The organism is Pseudomonas sp. Con_6 (genome assembly GCF_059379395.1).
In genome coordinates this window covers 1,700,649-1,719,971 of record NZ_CM182011.1, presented here as the reverse complement: position 1 = coordinate 1,719,971, position 19,323 = coordinate 1,700,649, and the positions used below count along the sequence as shown (strand labels likewise).

The following is a 19,323-nucleotide window of genomic DNA, read 5'->3' as shown; positions in this document are numbered from 1 at the left end:
CTACACTTGGCGCTTCGATCGTTCGGGAGCCCGACCATGCGCGCCTTGTTTTTCAGCAGCCAGTCCTATGACCAGGACAGCTTCAGCGCCGCCCCTGCGGTGGGCGGTCTGGAGTTGCACTTCCTGGCCACGCGCCTGAACGAGGACACCGCCGTCCTCGCCGCCGGCCACGAAGTGGTCTGCGCCTTCATCAACGACGACCTCTCGGCCCCGGTGCTGGAGCGCCTGGCCGCCGCCGGCACGCGCCTGATCGCCCTGCGCTCGGCGGGCTACAACCATGTCGACCTGGCGGCGGCAAAACGCCTGGGCCTGACCGTGGTGCGGGTACCGGCCTATTCGCCGCATGCCGTGGCGGAACATGCGGTGGCGCTGATCCTCGCCCTCAACCGGCGCCTGCACCGCGCCTACAACCGCACCCGCGAGGGGGATTTCAGCCTGCACGGGCTGACCGGCTTCGACCTGCACGGCAAGACCGTCGGCGTGGTCGGCACCGGGCAGATCGGCCTGGCCTTCGCCCGCATCATGGCCGGCTTCGGCTGCCAGTTACTGGCCTATGACCCGTATCCCAATCCTGAGGTGCTGGCCCTCGGCGCACGCTACCTCGCCCTGGACGAACTACTGCGCCAGTCCAGGATCATCAGCCTGCACTGCCCGCTGACCCCGCAGACCCGGCACCTGATCAACATCCAGAGCCTCAACGACCTGCAACCCGGGGCGATGCTGATCAACACTGGCCGTGGTGCGCTGGTGGACACCCCGGCGTTGATCGAGGCGCTCAAGAGCGGCCAGCTCGGCTACCTGGGGCTGGACGTGTACGAGGAGGAAGCGCAGATCTTCTTCGAGGACCGCTCCGACCAGCCCCTGCAGGACGACGTGCTGGCGCGGCTGCTGACCTTCCCCAACGTCATCGTCACCGCCCACCAGGCCTTCCTGACTCGCGAGGCGCTAGCCGGCATCGCCGGCACGACCCTGGACAACATTGCCCGATGGATGGTCGGCGAGCCGCAGAATCTGGTGGAGGGATGAGGTAGGATACGCGGCAAATTTGGAGGCCCCATGGTCGAACACGATTTCCGCTACACCCTCTTCAACCCGCAACACACCCTGATCGAATGCCGCGCACTGGTGCCGGGCCGCTACCAGGTCACCGGCAACGGCGGCTCGATCCAGAAAGCCGACGTCCTGCTGGTCACCCTCAAGGGCAGCAAGGAGCTGTCCATGCGCCTCACCGTGGACAGCGTCCGCCACCTGATCAATCCCCGCGGCCAATGGGTCGCGGTGGCCACTGGCCCGGTGTTCGGCGAACTGGCGATCCACCAGTGGCAAGTGCAGTGCAATGGCTGCGCTGCCGAGCTGGACTTCGAGTTCGCGGTGGATGCCAAGCTGGGCAAGAAGGCCCAGCAACCAGCCGCCGTGGCGCGGATTGCCGAACTGGGCTGGGTGACCAAGGGTGAGAAACACCTGTGCCCGAAATGCCGGGAGCAGGCGCAGTGAAAAAGCGGGTAGTGAGCGGCGCGGTGCTCTTGGCCCTGGCGGGCTGCGCGGCCGAGCCGATGAAGCTGCAGAAGGAGCGCGGCTATGTGCTTGAGTGGATCGGCGAACGTCCGCTGATGGACTACAGCCACCTGACCCTGACCCTGGCCGAGGATGGCCGGGCCTATGGCAATGGTGGCTGCAACCACTGGTTCGCCCAGTACAGCCTGCAGGGCGACAAGCTCAGCTTCGGTGCTATCGGTAGCACTCGCAAAATGTGCGCGCCGGCGCTGATGGAACAGGAACAGCGCTTCTTCAAGGCCCTGGCAACGGTGGAGCGCTGGGATGTGTCGCCGATCGAGCAGTTCAGGTTCTGGCCGGCCGAGGGCAAGCCGCTGCGGTTCTGGCCCGAAGAAGGCTGACTTCTCAAACGCCACACAAAACCCTGTGGGTTCACCCCACAGGGTCCGCGTAACGGCTCAAGCGCCTTTCAGTGCCTTGATCTTCTCCGCCAGCCCCGCCGCCGTCTGCTCGCCCATCAACTGCTCGCGCACCTTGCCCTTGTCGTCGATGATGTAGGTCACCGGCAGGCCTTCGGCACGCGGCAGGTCGTAATGTTCGGCCGGGTCCTGGGCCAGCACGGTGAAACCGATGCCCATGGTCTCGGTGGATTTCTTCAGTTCCTCACCCTGCAAGCCATCGAAGTTCACCCCCACCACGGTCACGCCCTGGGCCTGGAACTCCTTGGAGAAGTTGTTCAGCTCGGGAATCTCCACCCGGCACGGACCGCACCACTCGGCCCAATAGTTGAGCACCACCCAGCGCCCGTCGAGTTGCTCGGCTTTCACCGCGTTGCCGTTCTGGTCGAGGCCGTAGTCCGCACCGCAACCGCCGAGCACCAGGCTCATGCTGATGGCCAGGGCTGCTGCCAAACGCCTTGTCATGGGTCAATCCTTCTTCAAGATTCAGGCAAAATGCCAATTCGCTGCGGTTAGAATACCCGCCACTTACAGCTGGATGCGACCCTGACATGACCGACCTGACGCTCTACCACAACCCGCGCTGCTCGAAATCCCGCGGTGCGCTGGAACTGCTCGAAGAACGCGGCTTCAATCCCGACGTGGTGCGCTACCTGGAAACCCCGCCGGATGCAGCCACCCTCAAGGCCTTGCTGGGCAAGCTGGGCATCGGCGCACGCCAGTTGCTGCGCATTGGCGAGGACGAATACAAGGAGCTGGACCTGGCCAACACCGCACTGAGCGACGAGCAACTGATCGCCGCCATGGCCGCTCACCCCAAACTGATCGAGCGGCCGATCCTGGTGGTCGGTGACAAAGCGGTGATCGGTCGTCCGCCGGAGAAGGTGCTGGAGATCCTGCCGTGAGCCAACCGTACATCCTGATCCTCTATTACAGCCGCCACGGTTCCACCAGCGAGATGGCCCGGCAGATCGCCCGCGGCGTCGAACTGGCCGGCCTGGAGGCACGCCTGCGCACCGTGCCGGCGATCTCCACCGAATGCGAAGCGGTGGCGCCGTCGATCCCCGAGACCGGCGCCTTGTACGCCACCCTCGACGACCTGCGCAACTGCGCCGGTCTGGCCCTGGGCAGCCCGACCCGCTTCGGCAACATGGCCGCGCCGCTCAAATACTTCATCGACGGCACCAGCAGCCTGTGGCTGAGCGGCGGCCTGGTGGGCAAGCCGGCGGCGGCGTTCACCTCCACTGCCAGTCTGCACGGTGGCCAGGAGTCGACCCTATTGTCGATGCTGCTGCCGCTGATGCACCACGGCATGCTGATCATGGGCCTGCCCTACAGCGAGTCGGCGCTGATCGAGACCAAGGGCGGCGGTACGCCGTATGGCGCCAGCCACCATGCCGGGGCTGATGGCAAGCGCGACCTCGACGCCGACGAAATCGCCCTCTGCCGCGCTCTGGGCCAGCGCCTGGCGAACACCGCGAAGCGGCTGGAGAACGGGCGTGGCTAAGAAGCCGAAGATTCTTCCGCCGCTGCAATGGCTGGAACCTCGGGTGCGCCTGACCCGCGCTCTAAGCCTGGCGGCCTTCGCCAGCCTGGTGGTGCTGCTGGTGGCGAACACGCTGTTCTTTACCGACCTGCACGGCGCGCGCAGTTGGGTAATCCTGGGTGTGCAATTGCTGCCACTGGCGCTGGTGGCGCCGGGGATGATTGGCGGCAGTGCCCGTGCCCATGCCTGGATGTGCTTCGTGCTCAACCTGTACTTCATCACCGGGGTGGAAGCCGCGTTCGACCCAAGCCGGGCGTTGTTCGGCTGGCTGGAGGTGGTGATCAGCCTGACGTTGTTCGTCAGTGCGCTGCTGTATATCCGCTGGCGCTTCCAGTTCGACCGGCGGATTGCAGGGGAAGGATCGGTTTGACTTGAGGGCCTCATCGCTGGCAAGCCAGCGATGAGGCCCTCAAGAACACCCTCAATGATTGACGGTATGCGCCAGCATCACCGACAACTGGCACAGCGGCCGGCCACTCTCGGCATGCCACTGGTTGAATGCCTCCTGCACCGCCGCCAGGTCGCGCTGGCTGGTGGGCTTCTTGTCGATCACATCCTGGGCGATCAACGCCGCTGACATGTCGTCAGTGGGGATGAAGGTATCCTTGCCCACCATGCGCAGGAACCTCGGCGCCGACAACCCGCCCAACTGGTTGCCGTGCTTGGCCAGGTACTTCCACAGCCCGGTGATATCAGTCACCGGCCAGTCCGCGATCAACGCGGCGAAACTGCCCTTCTCCTTCTCCACATCCAGCACCATCTGCGCATTGCGCGGCACGCTCTTGAGCTTGCCCAGGTGGCGGATAAGGCGGGTGTCCTGCATCAGCCGCTCCAGGTGCTCGGCCCCCATCAGCACCACCTTCTGCGGATCGAAACCGAAGAACACCTCCTCGAACGCCGGCCATTTGGCGTCCACCAGGCTGTGCTTGAGCCCGGCACGGAACACCCGCAGGGCCAGGGTCGAGAGGTAGCGGTCGTCACCGATGGCGCGCAGCTGCGCCGGGGTCTTCGGCTGGGGCAGGTAGGCCTCCAGCGCCGCCACGGAGCCGAAGCGGTTCAGGCAGTACTCATGCAGCCACTGGTAGTCGCGCATGGGTCAGATATTCAGCACGTCGAGGAAACGCGGGGCGGCGCTCTCGTCGATACGCAGGCTGGTGAAGTCGAACAGGTTGCGGTCGGCCAGTTGCGACGGGACCACGTTCTGCAGGCTGCGGAAGATGCTGTCGGTACGGCCCGGCGACTTGCGCTCCCACTCGACCAGCATCTCCTTGACCACCTGACGCTGCAGGTTCTCCTGAGAGCCGCAGAGGTTGCACGGGATGATCGGGAACTCCTTCATGTCGGAGTAGGCCTGGATGTCCTTCTCGGAGCAGTAGGCCAGCGGACGGATCACCACGTTGCGGCCATCGTCGGCGCGCAGCTTCGGCGGCATGGCCTTCATGGTGCCGTTGAAGAACATGTTGAGGAAGAAGGTCTCGACGATGTCGTCGCGGTGGTGACCGAGGGCCATCTTGGTCGCGCCGATCTCGTCGGCGAAGGTGTACAGGGTGCCACGGCGCAGGCGCGAGCACAGCGAGCAGGTGGTCTTGCCTTCCGGGACCAGTTCCTTGACCACCGAGTAGGTGTCCTTCTCGACGATGTGGTACTCGATGCCCAGGGTCGCCAGGTAGGCCGGCAGCACTTCCTCGGGGAAGCCGGGCTGCTTCTGGTCCATGTTCACCGCGACGATCTCGAACTTGATCGGCGCCACCTTCTGCAGGTGCAGCAGAACGTCGAGCATGGTGTAGCTGTCCTTGCCGCCGGACAGGCAGACCATGACCTTGTCGCCATCCTCGATCATGTTGTAGTCGGTGATGGCTTCGCCGGCGAGGCGGCGCAGGCGTTTTTGCAGTTTGTTCTGGTTGACCGAAAGGGTGCCCATGGCGCTTGAATCCGCGAGGTGTGACAAAAGGCGCGTATTTTACGCACAAACCGCTGCGCGACACAGACCCATCCGATAAAGACTGCAAGGAAATCAAGCGACCCGCTTAGAGCGCAATTTGCTCTAAAAAAGCGGTTTTGTGCGGCGAACGCCTTCCTATACTGCGACATAAGACCGCACCCATAGCGGCCTGTCCTGTCCGGCCCGTGCCTTGTGGGCTAGCAAGCGCTCCAACGGGGGGCGATTGGAAACGACGTAGGAGTGATTGGCATGATCCATCACGTTGTAGGGCTGTTCACCCACCCCGACCAGGAATGGCGGGAAATCCGTGGCGAGGAAGAATCCATCAGCCACATGTACCTCACCCATACCCTGATTCTTGCAGCGATTCCCGCAGTCTCGGCGTTCATCGGCACCACCCAGGTCGGCTGGGTCATCGGCGAGCGCGCTCCGGTCATGCTGACCATGGAGAGCGCCCTGTGGATGACCATCATGTCCTACCTCGCAATGCTCGCCGGCGTCGCCGTCATGGGCGCCTTCATCCACTGGATGGCACGTACCTACGACGCCAACCCGAGTCTGGCGCAATGCATCGCCTTCGCCACCTACACCGCCACCCCGCTGTTCGTGGGCGGTCTCGCGGCACTGTACCCACACCTGTGGCTGGGGATGATCGTCGGCACGGCGGCCATCTGCTACACGGTGTACCTGCTCTACGTCGGTTTGCCGACCTTCATGAACATTCCGTCCGACGAGGGCTTCCTGTTCTCCAGTTCGGTACTGGCGGTGGGACTGGTGGTGCTGGTCGCCATCATGGCCTTCACCGTGATCACCTGGGGACTGGGCGTGGGGCCCGTCTACACCAACTAGAAAGACAATGCCGACATAGGGGCAACACCTCGGGCCGCCGCAAGGCGGCCCGATTCCGTTTGCGGACCAGTGGTCTCGGCAGCACCAAGAGGGATGCGGCATAATCGGCCGCTCTGAGGAGTACCGTCCCGCATGCCAGAGCTGCTCAAATCCCGCGTCGAAGACTGCTACACACAAGCCGAAACCTTTTTCAAACGCCCGTTCACCCGCCCTGTCGTCAGCTTCAAGCTGCGCGGACAGAAGGCTGGCGTCGCCCATTTGCACGAGAACCTGCTGCGTTTCAACCTGCAGCTGTACCGCGAGAACGCCGAGGATTTCCTGCGCCAGACCGTGGCCCACGAAGTCGCGCACATGATTGCCCACCAGTTGTTCGGTGACCGTATCCAGCCCCATGGCGAGGAATGGCAACTGATCATGCGCGGGGTGTACGAGCTGCCGCCGAACCGTTGCCACAACTACGAGGTGCATCGGCGGACGATGACCCGCTATATCTATCGTTGTCCCTGTGCGGGGAGTGATTTCCCGTTTTCAGCGCAGCGCCATGGGCTGGTGCGCAAGGGGCGGCGGTATCTGTGTCGGCGGTGCCGGCAGCCCCTGGTGTTTACCGGGGAAGTGCGGGAGGAATAGAGGTCCCGTCCCCACATGGTTTGCGCCGCTCATTCCGGCAGACATGAAAAAGCCCATCCGAAGATGGGCTTTTTTGCATCAGCGCGAAGGCTTAGCGAACGGCTGGACCTTCCGCCACGCCCAGGTCGTCGACCGGACGGGTGTCAGCCAGCGGCGAGCCGCCGGAATCCAGCTCCTTGTGCAGCTTGTCTTCGTCCAGTTCCTTGACCCACTTGGCAACCACGACGGTGGCCACGGCGTTGCCGATCAGGTTGGTCAGGGCACGGGCTTCGGACATGAAGCGGTCGATACCGAGGATCAGCGCCAGACCCGCAACCGGCAGGTGGCCAACGGCGGACAGGGTCGCGGCCAGAACGATGAAGCCCGAACCGGTGACGCCCGCAGCACCCTTGGAGGCAACCAGCAGCACCAGCAACAGGGTGATCTGGTGGGTGATGTCCATGGTGGTGTCGGTGGCCTGGGCGATGAACACCGCAGCCATGGTCAGGTAGATCGAGGTACCGTCGAGGTTGAACGAGTAACCAGTCGGGATCACCAGGCCAACCACGGATTTCTTCGCACCCAGGCGCTCCATCTTGGTCAGCATGCGCGGCAGGGCGGATTCCGAGGAGGAAGTACCTAGCACGATCATCAGCTCTTCACGGATGTAGCGGATCAGCTTCAGAACGCTGAAGCCGTGGGCGCGGGCGATACCGCCGAGGATGACCAGGATGAACAGCACGCAGGTGATGTAGAAGCAGGCCATCAGGTAGCCCAGTTGCACCAGCGAACCGACGCCGTACTGGCCGATGGTGAAGGCCATGGCACCGAAGGCACCGACCGGGGCCAGCTTCATGATCATGTTGATGATGTTGAACATGACATGGGCGAAGCGGTCGATCATTTCCAGCAGCGGCTTGCCGTAGGAACCCAGGCGATGCAGGGCGAAGCCGAAGATCACCGAGAACATCAGCACCTGCAGGATATCGCCGTTGGCGAAGGCACCGACCACGGTGGCCGGGATGATGTTGAGCAGGAAGCCGACGGTGGTCTGCTGTGCGCCGGCGGCGGCGTAGGCGGCCACACTGCTGGCGTTCAGGGTGGAGACGTCGATGTGCATGCCGGCGCCCGGCTTGACCACGTTGACGACAACCAGGCCGATGATCAGGGCGATGGTGGAGACGATCTCGAAGTACAGCAGCGCGTAGCCACCGGTCTTGCCGACCGACTTCATGCTCTGCATGCCGGCGATGCCGCTCACCACGGTGCAGAAGATGATGGGGGCGATGACCATCTTGATCAGTTTGACGAAGCCGTCACCCAGGGGTTTCAGGGAGACGCCGACTTCAGGGTAGTAGTGGCCGAGGAGGATACCGATGGTGATCGCTACCAACACCTGGATATACAGCGATTTGTACAGTGGCTGACGGGTTGTCGTCATGGCTATGTTCCTCAAGGGTACCGGCCGGTCCTTCCCAGGACGCGTGGCACCTGAATCGCGAACCCTCCTGCACTGGAGGGATTTGTTGTGTCGAGCTGCGTGGCAGAACTCTGCTCAGGACATAGCAAGGCCAGTGCCAATTTGCGCTTTTGCGGTGCAAGCCCCATGTTTACGGGGTTTCCCTGCACAATCCGGTGGCATTCGCGGGGCTTGGGGTTGGCGGATTTCCGCCCGGGGCGGGATTTCGCCAGACCAGGTTGGCGGATATCCGCCTACAAAAAGGAAGGAATTAGTCTGACTCGGTGCTCGGGTCAGCCCGAAACCTTGTGGGAGCGAGCTTGCTCGCGAAAGGACCGCAAAGCGGTCCCGTCAGTCGACAGGGAAACGGATACGGAAGGCCGCTCCGCCGAGTGGCGAATCGCCGAGCGTCAGGCTCGCGTCATAGCTGTCGATAATGTCCTTGGCCACCGCCAGGCCAATGCCCTGCCCCGGATACTGGCGGTCAAGGCGTTCGCCGCGCTGGAGAATGCGTTCGCGCTGGTCCTCCGGCACGCCGGGGCCATCGTCCTCGATACACAGTTCCAGGACACCACCTACGTGGTGCAGGCTGATGCCCACCCGGCCCAGGCACAGACGCCATGCGTTCTCCAGCAGGTTGCCGAGCAGTTCCATCAGGGCGCCCCGCTCCATCGGCACACGGGCCTCGGCGGCCATGTCGAAGCTGACCTCGACCCGCTTGTCGCGATAGACCTTGGCCAGAGTCCCGCACAGGCTTTCCAGCAACGGGCGCAACTGCACCTGATGGCGTACCAGACCGCTCTTGCGCAGGCTGGCGCGCTGCAACTGGTAGTCGATCTGCTGACTCATCCGCTCGATCTGGTTTTGCAGGACCCACGCCTGCTCGCGATCTGCCGGACGCTGCGCCATGCCTTCACTGACGCCCTGCAAGACCGCCAGCGGGGTCTTCAAGCTATGGGCGAGGTCGCCGAGGGAGTCGCGGTAGCGCCCGCGCTGCTCGCGCTCGCTGCGCAGCAGGCGGTTGAGCGAGCGGGTCAGGCGCAACAGTTCTCGCGGGTGTTCGCCGCTGAGGTCTTCGCGGGCACCGGATTCGATCTCGTCCAGTTCCACGGTCATCCGCCGCAACGAGCGCAGGCCCCAGGTCAGGCCGGCCCAGAGCAGCAGCAACAGCACCAGCAAGGCCGCGCCAAAGCCGAGATAGAGCTTCTCGCGCAGGCCGCTGAGGGTTTCCTGGTACTCCCGTAGCGGTTGCAGGGCGACGATACTGTAGGCAGCGCTCCTGCCGCCGAGCAGCTTGACCTCGACGTCATAGACGAAGAACTCCTCACCGTTGTCCTGGCGGATCCGCGCGAACTCGTTGCCACGGCCGTCGTAGCGTGGCTGGTAGTTGATGTTCTCGTTGGCAGTGGCCCGCGATTGCCAGACCAGCCGGCCCTCGCGGTCGTAGATGTAGCCGAGCAGGCGGCTGTCGGGGAGGTTGAAGCGTTCGTCCGGCAGCAGCACCGGCATCATCAGGCGGTTGTTTTCCACGCGGGCTGCGGAAATCAGCGTGGTCACGTCCGAGGCCAGGCGCTGCTCGATGGACTCCTGCAGCGCCAGGCTGAAGGTCTTCTGCAAAGCTGGCAGCAACGCCAGCATGAACAGCAGCGCCAACACCGCAGCCGCGAGCATCAGGCGCACCCGCAACGAACGGATCATCGGCAGCGCTCGGTGAACAGGTAGCCGAGGCCGCGCACGGTGTCGATCGGCTTGAAGCCGCAGTCGCCCTCCAGCTTGCGCCGCAGGCGGCCGACCAGCACCTCGATGACGTTGGGGTCGCGCTCCTCGTCGTTGGGGTACAACTGCTCCATCAGGCGCTCCTTGGCCACCACCTGCTGGTGATGGCGCATCAGGTACTCGAGGATGCGGTACTCGTAGGCGGTCAGCGCCAGCGGCTGTTCGTCGAGCAGCGCCTGCTTGCGGTTGAGGTCCAGGCGCAGCGGTCCGGCGGTGATGGTGGCCTGGGTGAAGCCACTGGAACGACGCAGCAGCGCATTGAGGCGCGCTTCCAGCTCCTCGAACTGGAACGGCTTGACCAGATAGTCGTCTGCCCCGGCGGCCAGCCCCTCGACCTTGTCCTGCCAGTTGCCGCGGGCGGTGAGGATCAGGACCGGGAAGGTCTTGTCGAGGGCGCGCAGGCGGCCGATCAGGTCCAGGCCGCTCATGCCGGGCAGGCCCAGGTCGATGATCGCCAGGTCGTGATTGAACTGTTCGGCCTGGTACAACGCCTCCTCGGCGTCGCCCACGGCTTCGACCACGTGGCCGCCTTCGCTCAGGCGACTCTGGAGGTGGTGGCGCAGCAGCGCTTCATCCTCGACCACCAGCAATTTCATCGAACGCTCCTTATGTGATGCAGGTAAGCAGAATAACAGCGAACCGGCCCGTTCCAGGGGCCGGTTCAGGTCACGCCGGATCAGAAGCTGTAGTTGGCCGACAGGTAGGTCTGGGCGCTGCTGCTCAGGCGCAGCGCGCCCAGCTTGTCGCCGCCGTGCTCGGACAATTCGGTACTGGCGTTGCTGCGCAGATAACGGTAGCCCAGCTCGACCGAGGCGTTGTCGGTGACTTGCTGGAGCAGGCCACCCTGGAAACCGATCGCATAGCCAATGTCGCTGTCGCGGCTGGCGCCCGGAGAGTCCTGTGTCAGCTTGGTCAGACCGGCGCTGGCGCCGCCGAAGAGCTTGGTGCTGTTGCCCAGCGGGTAGAACAGGTCGTAGCTGCCGAGCAGATTTTCCTGACGCAGTTTCAGGCCATTGTGGGTGCCGGAGACATTGTCGTAAGTGGCGTAGTAGCGACTGTTGTCGTTGATCCGGCCGAGGCGCACGCCCCAGGTATCGTCCTTGCCGACGATGCCGTCGGTGTTGAGGTTGCCGACGTTCTGCTCGAGCAGGCCGGACTTGCGAACCTTGTCGCTGGTCTGGCCGTAGGTGATGCCGGCGAAAGTATCGTCCGCGGCCTGAGCGGCCATGCTGGCGCCGAGGAAGGTCATGGCGGCGAGCAAGGTATTGAGGCTTTTCATACTGATGTTCTCCACAAGGATGCGCGGTTGGGTTGATGGCGCTAGATTAAGAAGCCGGCCCTGAACCGCCGCTGAACCCCGCCTGAACCCAGGCTGAATGCATCGAATGTTTCGTCGACAGGAGTACCGATCATGCGATTTCTACTAGCCGCCGCCCTGCTTGGCGCCGCCGGACTGGCCCAGGCCGCGGTGCAGACCCGCGAAATTCCCTACCAGGACGCCGACGGCAAGCGTCTGGTCGGCTATTACGCCTACGACGACGCGGTAAAGGGCCCGGTGCCCGGCGTCGTGGTGGTGCATGAATGGTGGGGGCTGAACGACTACGCCAAGCGCCGCGCCCGCGACCTTGCCGCCCTGGGCTACAGCGCCCTGGCCATCGACATGTATGGCGACGGCAAGAACACCGAGCACCCGGCGGATGCCATGGCGTTCATGCAGGCCACGCTGAAAGATCCGGAAGCGGCGGCAAAGCGCTTCGATGCCGGGGTCGGGTTGCTCAAGTTGCAACCGCAGACCGACAAGGAACGCATCGCCGCGATCGGCTACTGCTTCGGCGGCAAGGTGGTGCTGGATGCCGCGCGGCGCGGTGAGCCGCTGGCCGGGGTCGCCAGCTTCCATGGCGCGCTGGTGACCAGTACCCCGGCCACACCGGGCAGCGTGAAAACAAAGATCCTGGTGGAGCATGGCGCGGCCGACAGCATGGTGACGCCACAGCAGGTGCAGGACTTCAAGCAGGAAATGGATGCCGCCGGGGCCAGCTATGAGTTTGTCAGTATCCAGGGAGCCAAGCACGGGTTCACCAACCCGGATGCGGATCGCCTGAGCCATGGTGAACATGGTGGGCCGGACATTGGCTACAACAAGGCGGCAGATGAAAGCTCCTGGGCGGATCTGCAGGCGTTCTTCAAGAAGATCTTTTGATCACAGCGGCAAGCCTCAAGCAACAAGTGGCAAGAAAGAGCAACTGGCATCACCGCCGCTTTCTCTTGCAGCTTGAAGCTTGCGGCTTGCAGCGTCGGCCCTAGAATACCCGCCATGAACCGACTCCCCACCTGCTGCTCCCCCCTCCAGCACCACTGGCCCCTGCCCCGCCCGATCCCCGGCGCCGTGCTGGTCAGTTGCGCCTTCGACCCGGCCCAACTGGCCAGCGATGACTTCCAGCGCGCCGCCATCGAGCAGACGCCTGCCTTGCAACGCTCGGTAGCCAAACGCCAGGCCGAATATCTGGCCGGCCGCAGTTGCGCCCGCGCAGCCCTGCAACGCCTGGACGGTCGCCACTACGTACCCGCCACCGGCGACGATCGCGCACCGATCTGGCCAGCCGACATCACCGGTTCCATCACTCACGGCAAGGGCTGGGCCGCCGCCGTGGTGGCGCACAAGACCGACTGCGCGGGCCTGGGCCTGGATCAGGAAAACCTCCTGGATGACGACCGCGCGGCGCGCCTGGCCGGGGAAATCCTCACGCCCGATGAGCTGAAAAGCCTAGACCCGGCACGCCAGGCGCTCGCCGTCACCCTGACCTTCTCCCTCAAGGAAAGCCTGTTCAAGGCGCTCTACCCGCTGGTGCGCAAGCGCTTCTATTTCGAGCATGCGCAAGTGCTGGAATGGTCCGACGAAGGTTCCGCGCGCCTGCGTCTGCTGGCCGATCTGTCGCCGGAATGGCACCACGGCCGCGAGCTGGAAGGGCAGTTCAGCCTGATGGGCGACCAGGTGCTGAGCCTGATCGCGGTCTGATCCCTACTCCCCGCTCGGCCCCGGCTGCTCCCGCGGCCAGCTCAGGCTAAAACAGGCGCCGCCAAGGCGCTGGCTCTTGCCGATCAGCGCACGACCGTTGTGCCAGTAGATGATGCGGCGGACGATGGACAGGCCCAGGCCATGCCCGCCCGATGAGCGGGTGCGGCTGTCGTCGAGGCGTGTGAACGGCGTGAAGATGCGATCCCAGGCACTTTCCGGCACGCCCGGACCATCATCCTCGACATCGATGCGGCAACGCTGCAGCCCCAACTGGTAGCTCAGGCACACCTGCGATTCGGCATGGCGCATGGCGTTGCTCACCAGATTCTGCAGAGCGCGGTGCAGGTAGCGCGGCTCGGCTTCGACCCAGGCACCCTCGCCGCCCACCTGCGACACCCCACGCACCACCTGCACATCACGACGCAACGGCGCCAGCTCGGCGATCACCTGATCGAGCAAGGCATCCAGGTCGACCCGCTGGAAATGCAGGGCCGGCGCGCCCTGTTCGAGACGGGCGTACATGAGCATCTCGTCGACCAGCTTGTCGAGGTCCTGGATATCGTTGTCCATTCCGGCCAGGTACTTTTCCCGGGCCTGCTCGGTGCCGGCGCTGGCAATCATCTCCAGGCCGAAGCGCAGGCGCGCCACTGGCGTGCGTAGTTCGTGGGATACCGCGCGGACCAGTTCACGCTGAATGGTCAACGAGCGCTGCAGGTGCTCGGCCATGCCGTTGAAGGCTTCCGCCAGGCGCCCCACCGAATCGGCACCCGCGACGGCCGCACGAGTATCCAGGCTGCCTTGGGCGATCTGTGTCGCGGCAGCTTCGAGGGTGGACAGGCGCCGCTCCAGTTGCCGCACCAGCAGGTACACCACCAGGCCGATGAGGCTCAGGCCAAGGGCGGCAATCAGCACCAGCAGTTGCGGCGGATAGGGGTTCATCTGGTACAGCGGACCGATTTCCAGGACCCAGGGCGTCCCGGCGATCCCGGCGAAGACCCGGATCGAGTCGCCGTCCTTGCCCAGGGCCATTACCGTGTCACCCTCCTCCACCCGGCGACGCTGGTCATCATCCATATCGGCATCGTTCTGCGCCAGCAGGCGCAGGTCGAAGCCAAAGCCCTTGCTCTCCTTAAGCTCCGCCAGGCGCCGGGCCTGCTCGGCCACCGGGAAGCGCACCAGTTCGTCTACCAGCAGGTAGATGGTGGCACGGGCCAGTTGCTCGCTGATCTGCTGGACTTCGCCGGTCAGCACCAGGTCGCGGCCCTTGAGCTGACTGACCACCCAGGCCCGGTGCGGACCGAGATGTTCCACCAGCACCTGGCCGCGTTGCAGGCGGGTGCGCTGGCTGCCGTCGAGGTGGGCCTCGGCGCTGCTCTGCACGTTCAGCGGAATACCCAGCAGGCGCTCCCACAGGGCCAGGGCACGGGTGCGTTCGACGCTGTTCATCCGCGCCAGGTTGTCGGCCATCAGGGTGAAGGTGCCGTGGGCCAGGCGCTCGCGATACTGGCCGGCGCGCACCTCGTTGAGCAGGTGCAGGCTGAGCACGCCGAGCACCGCCACCAGCACCAGCACGGCGCACATGCCGCCGTAGATGCGCAGGAAGATCGAATTCATGCCTTGCGGCCCAGGGCTTCAGCGGCTTCGCGGACGAACAGGTAGCCCTTGCTGCGGATGGTCTTGATCATGCGCGGGTGAATCGGGTCGTCACCGATCTTCGGGCGGATGCGCGAGATGCGCACGTCGATGGAGCGGTCCTGGCCGTCGTAGCCGACGCCGCGCAGGGAGGTGAATATCTCTTCCCGGGAGAGAATGCGCCCGGCATTGCTGATCAGCAGCCAGAGCAGGTCGAACTCAGCGCCGGTCAGTTCGATGCCGACCTCGTCGAGCCACGCCTCGCGCAGGGTGTTGTCGACCCGCAGCGGACCGAACTGCACGCTGCGTACTTCTTCCGGCGCCGCCGCTGTCTCGCTGCGGCGCAACAAGGCGTTGATTCGCGCCAGCAGCACCCGCGGGCGTACCGGCTTGCATACATAGTCGTCGGCGCCAAGGTCGAGCCCCTGAACCTGGTCGAGGTCGTCGCTGCGCGCGGTGAGCATGAGGATCGGCCCGGTGTAGCGCTGGCGCACCTTGCGGCAGATGCTCAGGCCATCCTCGCCGGGCAGCATCAGGTCGAGGATCACCAGATCCGGCTGCTCGTTGATGATCCGCGCCGCGGCGGCGGCCCCGTCACCCTCCACCTCGACGGTGAAGCCGTTGGCCTGGAGGTACTCACGGGTCAGCTCGGCGAGCCGCTGGTCATCCTCGACGATCAATACCTGACAACGCTGCTGCTCCACGGTGCCCTCTCCTGCTTGTTGTTATTAGGCCCGATGCCGCCATCACCAAAAGGCAACATCGGCCCCGGATACTACGTGGCGCCCCGGGGACTGCCAACCGCTTGATCGGGCAAGGCAAATTGCCTGCCAGCGGCCTCGGTGGACGGCGTTTTTTGTGATAGGGTTCGCGCCCCCAAAAATCTCTCCGTTGCCTTTTCCTACATGAAAAAAGGATGACAGGCGGCACCATCGCGGCAGGACGGGGCCTACAGCGTTTTGTCCCGATTCACACACAAACTACACACAAGTTATCCACAGGCGGCCGCCTTGCAATAGCGTGGATACCGCATTATCTTGTATCTCAATCACAACAAAACACTACATGTTGGGTTTTCATCAAAAACCCAAGCACAGGTCAGGCAACAAACTCAAGCCCTTATGCGGCTGTTTTTTTTGCGTGAACTTTAAGTGATTTCAGCAGCCAAACCGCTCCTGCGGAGGCGACCGTTGCAAGCCCTGTGAGGGCCTTGTTCCGGGTATGGATGCAGCAGGCCAGTGCCGCGCATCCGACAGCAACAGATTTTGGGTCGTCGACCCAGGACTTTTGACTTCGGCCAGGGAGCGGCATGCGAATGCCCCTTTTTCCTGATCCGTCCCGAAGTCGGGTACACGCCCTGTCGCGGCGCGAGCGCTTTCGAGCCACGCGTGCCAGGTGCCTGTCGGACATTTGGATGGAACGGTGGGCGCCCACCCGGCGCCTGAACAAACATAGAGAACGTGGAGACACCCATGCACACCGACACAACTCGCGAGAACCCGCAGGCCAAGGCGCCGCAGGCCGCCGATTCGAACCAGGATCTGGCAGCTACCGCCCCTGGCCAACTGCGCGTGATCAAGCGTAACGGCACTGTCGTTCCTTACACCGACGACAAGATCACCGTGGCCATCACCAAAGCGTTCCTCGCAGTTGAAGGCGGCACCGCTGCCGCCTCGTCGCGCATCCACGACACCGTCGCGCGTCTGACCGAACAGGTCACCGCCACCTTCAAGCGCCGCATGCCATCCGGCGGCACCATCCATATCGAAGAGATCCAGGACCAGGTCGAACTGGCACTGATGCGTGCCGGTGAGCAGAAAGTCGCCCGCGACTACGTGATCTACCGCGACCAGCGTGCCAAGGAACGCGCCACCCGTGGCAACGCTGACGCCGTGGTGCAACCGCATCCGAGCATCCGCATCACCCTGGCCGACGGCAGCCTGGCGCCGCTGGACATGAACCGCCTGAACACCATTGTCGCCGAAGCCTGCGAGAACCTGGCCGAAGTCGACGGTGCGCTGATCCAGCGTGAAACCCTGAAGAACCTGTACGACGGCGTGGCCATCAAGGACGTCAACACCGCACTGGTGATGACCGCCCGTACCCTGGTCGAGCGCGAGCCGAACTACTCCTTCGTCACCGCCCGCCTGCTGATGGACACCCTGCGCGCCGAAGCCCTGGGCTTCCTCGGCGTCGCCGATGCCGCCACCCACCACGAGATGGCCGACCTGTACGCCAAGGCACTGCCGGCCTACATCGCCAAGGGCGTGGAATTCGAACTGCTCGACCCGGCCCTGGCCGGCTTCGACCTGGAGCGCATGGGCGCTGCCATCGACCACGAGCGCGACCAGCAATTCACCTACCTGGGCCTGCAGACCCTGTACGACCGCTACTTCATCCACAAGGATGGCGTGCGCTTCGAACTGCCGCAGGTGTTCTTCATGCGCGTCGCCATGGGCCTGGCCCTGGGCGAGAAAGACCGTGAAGCCCGTGCGATCGAGTTCTACAACCTGCTGTCGTCCTTCGACTACATGGCCTCGACCCCGACCCTGTTCAACGCCGGTACCCTGCGCCCACAGCTGTCGAGCTGCTACCTGACCACCGTTCCGGACGACCTGTCGGGCATCTACCACGCGATCCACGACAACGCCATGCTGTCGAAATTCGCCGGTGGCCTGGGCAACGACTGGACTCCGGTGCGTGCCCTGGGCTCCTACATCAAGGGCACCAACGGCAAGTCGCAAGGCGTCGTGCCGTTCCTGAAAGTGGTCAACGACACCGCCGTCGCGGTCAACCAGGGCGGCAAGCGCAAGGGCGCGGTCTGCGCCTACCTGGAAACCTGGCACCTCGATATCGAAGAGTTCATCGAGCTGCGCAAGAACACCGGTGACGACCGTCGTCGTACCCACGACATGAACACCGCCAACTGGATCCCGGACCTGTTCATGAAGCGCGTCTTCGAAGACGGCAAGTGGACCCTGTTCTCGCCATCGGAAGTGCCGGACCTGCACGACCTGACCGGCAAGGCCTTCGAAGAGCGCTACGAGTACTACGAAGCCCTGACCGAGTACAACAAGATCAAGGTGTTCAAGACCATCCAGGCCAAGGACCTGTGGCGCAAGATGCTCTCGATGCTGTTCGAGACCGGCCACCCATGGCTGACCTTCAAGGACCCGTGCAACCTGCGCAGCCCGCAGCAGCACGTGGGCGTGGTCCACAGCTCGAACCTGTGCACCGAGATCACCCTGAACACCAACAAGGACGAGATCGCGGTCTGCAACCTGGGCTCGATCAACCTGCCGAACCACATCGTCGACGGCAAGCTCGACCACGCCAAGCTGCAACGCACCGTGCACACCGCCGTGCGCATGCTGGATAACGTGATCGACATCAACTACTACTCCGTGCCGCAGGCGCGCAACTCGAACATGAAGCACCGTCCGGTCGGCCTGGGCATCATGGGCTTCCAGGACGCGCTGTACCTGCAGCACATCGCCTACGGTTCCGACGCTGCCGTCGAGTTCGCCGACCGTTCCATGGAGGCGGTCAGCTACTTCGCCATCCAGGCTTCCTGTGACCTGGCCGACGAGCGCGGCGCCTACGAGACCTTCCAGGGCTCGCTGTGGTCCAAGGGCATCCTGCCGCTGGATTCGCAACAGATCCTGATCGAAGCCCGTGGCGCCAAGTACATCGACGTCAACCTGGACGAGACCCTGGACTGGGCACCGGTGCGCGAGCGCGTACAGAAAGGTATCCGTAACTCGAACATCATGGCCATCGCGCCGACCGCGACCATCGCCAACATCACCGGCGTGTCGCAGTCCATCGAGCCGACCTACCAGAACCTGTACGTGAAATCGAACCTGTCCGGCGAATTCACCGTGATCAACCCGTATCTGGTCCGCGACCTGAAGGCCCGCGGCCTGTGGGACTCGGTCATGATCAACGACCTGAAGTACTACGACGGTTCCGTGCAGCAGATCGAGCGTATCCCGCAAGAGCTGAAAGACCTGTACGCCACTGCCTTCGAAGTGGAAACCAAGTGGATCGTCGACGCCGCCAGCCGTCGCCAGAAGTGGATCGACCAGGCGCAGTCGCTGAACCTGTACATCGCCGGCGCTTCGGGCAAGAAGCTCGACGTGACCTACCGCATGGCCTGGTACCGCGGTCTGAAGACCACCTACTACCTCCGTGCCCTGGCCGCGACCAGCACCGAGAAGTCGACCATCACCACCGGCAAGCTCAACGCCGTGTCCAGTGGTGGCGACAGCAGCACACCGGTCCAGGCCAAGGCCGAGCCGGCCGCGGCCCCCGCTCCAGCGCCAGTGCCGAAGGCCTGCGCGATCGACGAGCCGGACTGCGAAGCCTGCCAGTAAGGCCAGTGTGAGGTCCCCGCGGGGGCCTCATTGCTTTACCGACAAAAAGACCGGGGCGCACGCCGCCCCGGCACTCCAGATTTTGCGTGCACTGCTGTACCCCGACGCAAGCAACGCAACCAAGATCCACCGGCCATACTGAACATGGCCCTCAAGCAGGAGACCCACC

20 protein-coding genes are annotated in these 19,323 nt (G+C 64.0%); 11 read left to right on the top strand and 9 right to left on the bottom strand.

All coding sequences use genetic code 11. The features are described 5' to 3' along the window. Window positions 1–36 precede the first annotated feature (36 nt). From AC5QPF_RS07880 to AC5QPF_RS07870, 3 genes are read left to right on the top strand one after another with little or no spacing between them, the layout of a single operon-like run. The gene (locus AC5QPF_RS07880) at window positions 37–1,026 is read left to right on the top strand and encodes an NAD(P)-dependent oxidoreductase (protein ID WP_494962700.1); all 990 of its coding nucleotides are present in this window, start codon (window positions 37–39) and stop codon (window positions 1,024–1,026) included. Window positions 1,027–1,056: 30 nt separating this feature from the next. Next, entirely contained in the window at window positions 1,057–1,494 is a 438-nt protein-coding gene (locus tag AC5QPF_RS07875; RefSeq protein WP_494962699.1) for a hypothetical protein, read from the top strand. Window positions 1,495–1,553: 59 nt separating this feature from the next. Then, window positions 1,554–1,895 (top strand): META domain-containing protein, encoded by a 342-nt coding sequence (locus AC5QPF_RS07870; RefSeq protein WP_494964137.1) that lies wholly within the window; start codon window positions 1,554–1,556, stop codon window positions 1,893–1,895. Between the two features lie 57 nt (window positions 1,896–1,952). Here the strand turns inward: AC5QPF_RS07870 and AC5QPF_RS07865 are convergent, their stop codons facing one another. Then, window positions 1,953–2,417 (bottom strand): redoxin domain-containing protein, encoded by a 465-nt coding sequence (locus AC5QPF_RS07865; RefSeq protein WP_494962698.1) that lies wholly within the window; start codon window positions 2,415–2,417, stop codon window positions 1,953–1,955. Between the two features lie 86 nt (window positions 2,418–2,503). Between AC5QPF_RS07865 and arsC the strand changes: the two genes are divergently transcribed. Genes arsC through AC5QPF_RS07850 form a run of 3 tightly spaced genes read left to right on the top strand, consistent with a single transcriptional unit; the run spans window position 2,504 to window position 3,868 of the window. Continuing rightward, window positions 2,504–2,857 carry an arsenate reductase (glutaredoxin) gene (gene arsC, locus AC5QPF_RS07860; protein ID WP_494962697.1) on the top strand — a complete coding sequence of 118 codons (354 nt, stop codon included), beginning with the start codon at window positions 2,504–2,506 and terminating at the stop codon, window positions 2,855–2,857. Next, window positions 2,854–3,459, top strand: a complete 606-nt coding sequence (gene wrbA / locus AC5QPF_RS07855; protein WP_494962696.1) for an NAD(P)H:quinone oxidoreductase — start codon at window positions 2,854–2,856, stop codon at window positions 3,457–3,459. Before arsC ends, wrbA begins: the two co-directional genes overlap by 4 nt. Further along, a complete protein-coding gene (locus tag AC5QPF_RS07850) occupies window positions 3,452–3,868 on the top strand; it encodes a DUF2069 domain-containing protein (RefSeq protein WP_494962695.1) in 417 nt (138 codons plus the stop codon). The genes wrbA and AC5QPF_RS07850 overlap by 8 nt, the downstream gene beginning before the upstream one ends. A gap of 51 nt (window positions 3,869–3,919) precedes the next feature. On the opposite strand, the gene AC5QPF_RS07845 is transcribed toward AC5QPF_RS07850, so the two are convergent. Together AC5QPF_RS07845 and ttcA are read right to left on the bottom strand one after the other, a co-directional pair. Beyond that, window positions 3,920–4,591: a DNA-3-methyladenine glycosylase I gene (locus AC5QPF_RS07845; protein ID WP_494962694.1), complete on the bottom strand. Its 672-nt coding sequence runs from the start codon at window positions 4,589–4,591 to the stop codon at window positions 3,920–3,922. A gap of 3 nt (window positions 4,592–4,594) precedes the next feature. After that, window positions 4,595–5,419 (bottom strand): tRNA 2-thiocytidine(32) synthetase TtcA, encoded by an 825-nt coding sequence (gene ttcA, locus AC5QPF_RS07840; protein WP_494962693.1) that lies wholly within the window; start codon window positions 5,417–5,419, stop codon window positions 4,595–4,597. Window positions 5,420–5,689: 270 nt separating this feature from the next. Between ttcA and AC5QPF_RS07835 the strand changes: the two genes are divergently transcribed. Further along, on the top strand, window positions 5,690–6,289 hold the full coding sequence (locus AC5QPF_RS07835; protein WP_330075251.1) for a Yip1 family protein: 600 nt from the start codon (window positions 5,690–5,692) through the stop codon (window positions 6,287–6,289). Window positions 6,290–6,421: 132 nt separating this feature from the next. Continuing rightward, window positions 6,422–6,916, top strand: a complete 495-nt coding sequence (locus AC5QPF_RS07830) for a SprT family zinc-dependent metalloprotease (RefSeq protein ID WP_494962692.1) — start codon at window positions 6,422–6,424, stop codon at window positions 6,914–6,916. Between the two features lie 91 nt (window positions 6,917–7,007). Here the strand turns inward: AC5QPF_RS07830 and AC5QPF_RS07825 are convergent, their stop codons facing one another. The 4 genes from AC5QPF_RS07825 to AC5QPF_RS07810 all read right to left on the bottom strand — a co-directional run bounded on the left by AC5QPF_RS07825 (window position 7,008) and on the right by AC5QPF_RS07810 (window position 11,409). Further along, window positions 7,008–8,336 (bottom strand): C4-dicarboxylate transporter DctA, encoded by a 1,329-nt coding sequence (locus AC5QPF_RS07825; RefSeq protein ID WP_494962691.1) that lies wholly within the window; start codon window positions 8,334–8,336, stop codon window positions 7,008–7,010. A 369-nt stretch (window positions 8,337–8,705) separates the two neighbouring features. After that, window positions 8,706–10,052 carry an ATP-binding protein gene (locus AC5QPF_RS07820; RefSeq protein WP_494962690.1) on the bottom strand — a complete coding sequence of 449 codons (1,347 nt, stop codon included), beginning with the start codon at window positions 10,050–10,052 and terminating at the stop codon, window positions 8,706–8,708. Beyond that, entirely contained in the window at window positions 10,049–10,726 is a 678-nt protein-coding gene (locus tag AC5QPF_RS07815; protein ID WP_494962689.1) for a response regulator, read from the bottom strand. Before AC5QPF_RS07815 ends, AC5QPF_RS07820 begins: the two co-directional genes overlap by 4 nt. A gap of 80 nt (window positions 10,727–10,806) precedes the next feature. Next, window positions 10,807–11,409: a hypothetical protein gene (locus AC5QPF_RS07810; RefSeq protein ID WP_494962688.1), complete on the bottom strand. Its 603-nt coding sequence runs from the start codon at window positions 11,407–11,409 to the stop codon at window positions 10,807–10,809. Window positions 11,410–11,541: 132 nt separating this feature from the next. Here AC5QPF_RS07810 and AC5QPF_RS07805 point away from each other — a divergent pair, with 132 nt between their 5' ends. Then, a complete protein-coding gene (locus AC5QPF_RS07805) occupies window positions 11,542–12,330 on the top strand; it encodes a dienelactone hydrolase family protein (protein ID WP_494962687.1) in 789 nt (262 codons plus the stop codon). Window positions 12,331–12,444: 114 nt separating this feature from the next. Then, the gene (locus tag AC5QPF_RS07800; RefSeq protein ID WP_494962686.1) at window positions 12,445–13,146 is read left to right on the top strand and encodes a 4'-phosphopantetheinyl transferase superfamily protein; all 702 of its coding nucleotides are present in this window, start codon (window positions 12,445–12,447) and stop codon (window positions 13,144–13,146) included. A 3-nt stretch (window positions 13,147–13,149) separates the two neighbouring features. Here AC5QPF_RS07800 and AC5QPF_RS07795 read toward each other — a convergent pair whose 3' ends face one another. Continuing rightward, the gene (locus AC5QPF_RS07795) at window positions 13,150–14,760 is read right to left on the bottom strand and encodes an ATP-binding protein (RefSeq protein ID WP_494962685.1); all 1,611 of its coding nucleotides are present in this window, start codon (window positions 14,758–14,760) and stop codon (window positions 13,150–13,152) included. Continuing rightward, the gene (locus AC5QPF_RS07790) at window positions 14,757–15,482 is read right to left on the bottom strand and encodes a response regulator (RefSeq protein ID WP_494962684.1); all 726 of its coding nucleotides are present in this window, start codon (window positions 15,480–15,482) and stop codon (window positions 14,757–14,759) included. The genes AC5QPF_RS07795 and AC5QPF_RS07790 overlap by 4 nt, the downstream gene beginning before the upstream one ends. Window positions 15,483–16,250: 768 nt before the next feature. Here AC5QPF_RS07790 and AC5QPF_RS07785 point away from each other — a divergent pair. Further along, window positions 16,251–19,154, top strand: a complete 2,904-nt coding sequence (locus AC5QPF_RS07785) for a ribonucleoside-diphosphate reductase subunit alpha (protein ID WP_494962683.1) — start codon at window positions 16,251–16,253, stop codon at window positions 19,152–19,154. Window positions 19,155–19,323 lie beyond the last annotated feature (169 nt).

Coding starts and splice junctions, on each gene's coding strand:
- AC5QPF_RS07880 (WP_494962700.1), top strand. CDS start 37: ATGCGCGCCTTGTTTTTCAGCAGCCAGTCCTATGACCAGGACAGCTTC.
- AC5QPF_RS07875 (WP_494962699.1), top strand. CDS start 1,057: ATGGTCGAACACGATTTCCGCTACACCCTCTTCAACCCGCAACACACC.
- AC5QPF_RS07870 (WP_494964137.1), top strand. CDS start 1,554: ATGAAGCTGCAGAAGGAGCGCGGCTATGTGCTTGAGTGGATCGGCGAA.
- AC5QPF_RS07865 (WP_494962698.1), bottom strand. CDS start 2,417: ATGACAAGGCGTTTGGCAGCAGCCCTGGCCATCAGCATGAGCCTGGTG.
- arsC (WP_494962697.1), top strand. CDS start 2,504: ATGACCGACCTGACGCTCTACCACAACCCGCGCTGCTCGAAATCCCGC.
- AC5QPF_RS07845 (WP_494962694.1), bottom strand. CDS start 4,591: ATGCGCGACTACCAGTGGCTGCATGAGTACTGCCTGAACCGCTTCGGC.
- ttcA (WP_494962693.1), bottom strand. CDS start 5,419: ATGGGCACCCTTTCGGTCAACCAGAACAAACTGCAAAAACGCCTGCGC.
- AC5QPF_RS07835 (WP_330075251.1), top strand. CDS start 5,690: ATGATCCATCACGTTGTAGGGCTGTTCACCCACCCCGACCAGGAATGG.
- AC5QPF_RS07830 (WP_494962692.1), top strand. CDS start 6,422: ATGCCAGAGCTGCTCAAATCCCGCGTCGAAGACTGCTACACACAAGCC.
- AC5QPF_RS07825 (WP_494962691.1), bottom strand. CDS start 8,336: ATGACGACAACCCGTCAGCCACTGTACAAATCGCTGTATATCCAGGTG.
- AC5QPF_RS07820 (WP_494962690.1), bottom strand. CDS start 10,052: ATGATCCGTTCGTTGCGGGTGCGCCTGATGCTCGCGGCTGCGGTGTTG.
- AC5QPF_RS07815 (WP_494962689.1), bottom strand. CDS start 10,726: ATGAAATTGCTGGTGGTCGAGGATGAAGCGCTGCTGCGCCACCACCTC.
- AC5QPF_RS07810 (WP_494962688.1), bottom strand. CDS start 11,409: ATGAAAAGCCTCAATACCTTGCTCGCCGCCATGACCTTCCTCGGCGCC.
- AC5QPF_RS07805 (WP_494962687.1), top strand. CDS start 11,542: ATGCGATTTCTACTAGCCGCCGCCCTGCTTGGCGCCGCCGGACTGGCC.
- AC5QPF_RS07800 (WP_494962686.1), top strand. CDS start 12,445: ATGAACCGACTCCCCACCTGCTGCTCCCCCCTCCAGCACCACTGGCCC.
- AC5QPF_RS07795 (WP_494962685.1), bottom strand. CDS start 14,760: ATGAATTCGATCTTCCTGCGCATCTACGGCGGCATGTGCGCCGTGCTG.
- AC5QPF_RS07785 (WP_494962683.1), top strand. CDS start 16,251: ATGCACACCGACACAACTCGCGAGAACCCGCAGGCCAAGGCGCCGCAG.